The sequence below is a fragment of the Achromobacter sp. DMS1 genome, assembly GCF_001270295.1.
On sequence record NZ_LHSJ01000022.1, the window covers coordinates 27,622 to 31,544 of the forward strand.

The 3,923-nt window shown below is 69.5% G+C and carries 6 protein-coding genes; 2 read left to right on the plus strand and 4 right to left on the minus strand.

Features of this window, described 5'->3' with window-relative positions; translation table 11 throughout:
- Positions 1–91: 91 nt before the first annotated feature.
- The 4 genes from AD428_RS04660 to AD428_RS04670 all read right to left on the minus strand — a co-directional run bounded on the left by AD428_RS04660 (position 92) and on the right by AD428_RS04670 (position 2,178).
- Positions 92–610 carry a universal stress protein gene (locus AD428_RS04660; RefSeq protein WP_152967983.1) on the minus strand — a complete coding sequence of 173 codons (519 nt, stop codon included), beginning with the start codon at positions 608–610 and terminating at the stop codon, positions 92–94.
- 3 nt (positions 611–613) lie between these two features.
- Positions 614–916: a hypothetical protein gene (locus tag AD428_RS29255; protein WP_369798696.1), complete on the minus strand. Its 303-nt coding sequence runs from the start codon at positions 914–916 to the stop codon at positions 614–616.
- A 17-nt stretch (positions 917–933) separates the two neighbouring features.
- Positions 934–1,512, minus strand: coding sequence for an alcohol dehydrogenase catalytic domain-containing protein (locus tag AD428_RS29260; RefSeq protein ID WP_369798697.1), 579 nt, complete (start codon positions 1,510–1,512; stop codon positions 934–936).
- Between the two features lie 168 nt (positions 1,513–1,680).
- Positions 1,681–2,178: a GNAT family N-acetyltransferase gene (locus tag AD428_RS04670; protein WP_082308257.1), complete on the minus strand. Its 498-nt coding sequence runs from the start codon at positions 2,176–2,178 to the stop codon at positions 1,681–1,683.
- Between the two features lie 402 nt (positions 2,179–2,580).
- Between AD428_RS04670 and AD428_RS24385 the strand changes: the two genes are divergently transcribed.
- Together AD428_RS24385 and AD428_RS04675 are read left to right on the plus strand one after the other, a co-directional pair.
- Positions 2,581–2,763, plus strand: coding sequence for a cupin domain-containing protein (locus AD428_RS24385; protein ID WP_255352178.1), 183 nt, complete (start codon positions 2,581–2,583; stop codon positions 2,761–2,763).
- 170 nt (positions 2,764–2,933) lie between these two features.
- Positions 2,934–3,872 carry a Bug family tripartite tricarboxylate transporter substrate binding protein gene (locus tag AD428_RS04675; RefSeq protein WP_369798699.1) on the plus strand — a complete coding sequence of 313 codons (939 nt, stop codon included), beginning with the start codon at positions 2,934–2,936 and terminating at the stop codon, positions 3,870–3,872.
- Positions 3,873–3,923: the final 51 nt, after the last annotated feature.

Below are 3,923 nucleotides of genomic sequence, written 5' to 3' on the forward strand. Positions count from 1 at the left end.
GGGGCGCAGGCGGGATTCTCCGCGCGGCGGAGCCGGCGCCGGCGGGCCCAGGGAATTGCGTGTCCATCGCAGTATCGCCATCGGCTTGCTCTCAATGGACGAGGGTTACCGGAACAGGAACGATGCGCATCACGGTCGCAGCGACGGCGCCCATCGGGCCTGGCGCCGAACCCGCGCCCCGCGTGCCCATGACGATGTGGTCGCATTGCCGCTGGGCCGCGTAGCGCCGGATCGATTCGGCCACGCCGCCGATGCGCACGCCCGCGTCATAGGGCAGCCCAGCCTGGTCGAGCATGCCGTCGCGCGCGGCGACCGCCATGCAGGCCTTTTTCTCATCGTAATCCTCAACCGGCGCGGCGGCGAGAGCGGGCGCGGCGCTTTCCTGGACAGTCAGCAGGCAGATGTGGCAGCCGCCCCGGCGCCGCATCCGCCGGACCACGAAGCGGACGGCGCGCAACGCATGCGTCGAACCGTCGACGGGGATAAGCACTTTTTTCATGGCGGCTCCATGCCCGCCGTATCGCCGCGCCGAGGGGGCGGGCGGACCGGTCCGGTTCTCCAGGGCTGTGCACGCTGACTGAAAGAGGACGCTGCATTTTTGCGTGGACACCTCTTAATGTTGCGGAGTTCGGCAAGGGACGGATTGACCGGGATCAAGTTTCCCGGAGGCGTCAGCGCGTGCCGGCCGCGCGCTCAGGGCACCAGCACCGCGGTGGCCTGGATGCTCGCCCGCGCGCAGGTCGTCCAGCGCCTGGTTGGCCTGCTCCAGCGGGTAGGGGCGCACCTTGCAGCGCACGCCGGCCGCCACAGCGGTTTCGATGAATTCCCTGCCGTCGGCGCGCGTGAGGTTGGCCACCGACGCCAGCGTGCGTTCGCCCCAGAGCAGCCGGTAGGGGAAGGAAGGGATGTCGGACATGTGGATGCCGCCGCAGATCACGCAGCCGCCCTTGCGGCACGGCGGCCAGCGCGCGCGGGCACCAGCTCGCCGGCGGGCGCGAAGAGGATCGCGCCGTCCAGCGGTTCGGGCGGGTCTTGCGTGCTGTCGCCGGCCCAGGCCGCTCCCAGCGTGCGCGCATGCCGCTGGCGCGGGCAAGCGCCCGCCCGCGTGAAGGCGTAGACGCTGCGCCCCTGCCAGCGGCAGACCTGCGCCAGGATCTGGCCCGCGGAACCGAAGCCGTAGATGCCCAGCCGGCGCGCCTGGCCCGTGGCCCGCAGCGAACGCCAGCCGATCAGGCCGGCGCACAGCCAGGGTGCGATCTCGGCGGCTGGCGCGCCGGGCGGCAGGTCGAAGAGAAAGTCCGGATCGGCCAGCATGTGCGAGGCGAAACCGCCGTCGCGCGTATAGCCGTTGAAGTCCGCGTGGTCACAGAGGTTTTCCTGGCCGGCCAGGCAGAATTCGCAGCGCCCGCAGGCATGCGCCAGCCAGGCCGCCCCGACCCGCCTGCCCAGCAGGGCGGGATCGACCCCGTCGCCTGCCGCTTCGATGACGCCCACCGCTTCATGGCCCGGCACGCTCGGCGTAGCGCAGCCCGGGCAGTTCGCCGTCCACCACGTGCAGGTCGGTACGGCAGACGGCGCAAGCCTCGATGCGCAAGCGCACCTGTCCCGGCGGCGGCGACGGATCGGGGCTCCCCGGTGCCCAGCGTCAGCGAGCGCCGGCGCGGGCCTGTTCCATGACTTTCATGGCGAGCTCCTTTCCAGGGATGCGGCTGCCCCGCTCGCGGTCGGCAGGGAATAGAGCGCCAGCTCCGTGCGCCGCGCGGCGCCGGCCGCCGCCCAGAACGCCTGGCCGCTCGCGTTGGCGCTGAACACCAGCAGGTGGCATTTTTCGATGCCCCTGTTGTACAGCGCGTCCAGACTGCGCTCAAGCAGCGCTCGCCCCAGGCCCCGGCGGCGCTCGGCGGCGTCCACCGCAAGATGATGTATCAGGCCCCTGCGGCCGTCGTGCCCGCACAGGATGGTCCCCGCCAGCCGCGGCCCGCGCCAGGCGGCAAAGCTCAGGCCCGGATTCCGTTCCAGAAACCGCGCAATCGCGTCGGGACGGTCGGCGCTGCTCAGCCCGACTTCCGGCGTTCGCAGCCAGAGCGCGTAAGCCTGAGCATAGTCGTCCAGGCCGAACGCACGTATCCGGATGGCGGCCGCGGTTGGCGGGGAGGGGGAGGCGTTGTGGTCGGTCATGCTTTCGTTCCTTATGCTTCTTGCGGTTGGCGAAACGAAGGCGAGGCGGGAATTCGCGTGGCCGGCCGGCGCCGGATTTCATGACACGTCCAATGAAAAAGCCACGAGAAATCCCGTGGCCTTCGAGTAGCGGACGCCGGCTGGCGTCCGTGCGCACGACATCTCTCAACCCGGGGGGCCGGAGCTTCGTCGCGATTCGAGAGCAATGAACAGAGGCGTCATCATGCAATCCAGCATACTCCCGGGCGCAGGCGTCGTGTCAAGCGCGGCGCAGGCTTTCCGGCATGGCCAGCCACACTTCGACATCGAAGCCGAAGCGGTCTTCGAGCACCTGCGCCAGGCCGTCGCGCCGCGGCTGGCCCGCCTGGGAAGCCGGCCCGGCAGCCTGCGCCTGGTCGCCACCTGGTCGCGCCGGCGCCGGGCATGCGGGCGTTTCCGTTCCATTCCCACCGCGCCAATGACGAGCTGTTCCATGTGCTGTCGGGCACGGGCGAACTGCGCCTGGGCGCGCGGACGCACCCGATCCGCGCGGGCGACTTCATCGCCTGCCCGGCGGCCGGCTATTGGGCGCTGCCGCAAGCGTGAGGCGGCGCGCGGCCCGATATCCAGGCGCTATCAAGCTTCATATTTTTAGTATTAGACAAGCCTTTCTCGCCCGCATAGAGTCGCCTGCAACGATAAGACAGCACACACCAAAGGAGACATACGTGCAGAATCGCCGCAGAGCGTTAGTGGCCGCGGCCGTGGGAGGCTGCCTGGTGAGCGTCACGCTGGCGGGAATGCCCGTGGCGCGGGCGGACACTTTTCCTTCCAGGCCCATCAAGTTCGTCGTGCCCTTCGGGCCGGGCAGCGGCACCGACACCTCGGCGCGCTATTTCGCGCGCAAGCTGCAGGATCTCACCGGCCAGCCGGTCGTGGTCGAGAACAAGCCGGGCGCCAACGGATTCATCGCGGTCAAGAGCGTGCTGGGGGCGCCGGCGGACGGCTACACCGTCTTCATCGGCAGCAATTCCACGCTGGCGGTCAATGCCGCGCTCTTCAAGCAATTGCCCTACGACCCCGTAAGCGACTTCGCGCCGCTGACGATGATGATGCGCTCTCCCGCCATGCTGGCGGTCAAGCCGCAGGCGCCGTATTCGGATCTCAAGGGACTGATCGCGTATGCCCGGTCCAATCCCGGCAAGGTGAATTTCGGCGCGGGATCGGCGGGGTATCAACTGATGGGCGAGCTGCTCAATGACGCCGCCAGCATCCAGGCCGTGCATGTGCCCTTCAAGGGCGCGGCCGAAGCGATCACCGCCGTGGCTTCCGGCACCGTGGACTATGCCTTCGCCGAGGTGACCGCCGTGCAGGAGCTCGCCAGGGACGGGCGGGTGAAAGCCGTGGCGGTGGCCTCCGACCGGCGCGTGCCCACCTCGCCCGACGTGCCCACCGCTTCCGAGGCGGGGCTGCCCGGCTTCGAGGCCTATACCTGGGTGGGCGCCATGGTGAGCGCCAAGACGCCGCCGGCCGAAACCGCCAGGCTCGCCGAGCTCTTCACCTCCGTCTCCAGAATGGACGAGACGCGCCGCTTCTACGAGCGCCTGGGCGCCACGCCCATGACCGGCGGCCCGGCCCAGATGCACGAGTTCCAGAAGAACGAGATCGCGCTATGGAAGCGCATCGTCGAGAAGGCCCACGTGCAGCGGCAATGACGCGCCGGCCCGGCCCTGGGCTACCATCGCGCTTATGCCGAAGCGAAACGA

What these genes read in the sequence shown, in the direction of transcription:
- AD428_RS04670 (WP_082308257.1), bottom strand. Translation starts at nt 2,178, where the DNA reads ATGACCGACCACAACGCCTCCCCCTCCCCGCCAACCGCGGCCGCCATC.
- AD428_RS29255 (WP_369798696.1), bottom strand. Translation starts at nt 916, where the DNA reads ATGTCCGACATCCCTTCCTTCCCCTACCGGCTGCTCTGGGGCGAACGC.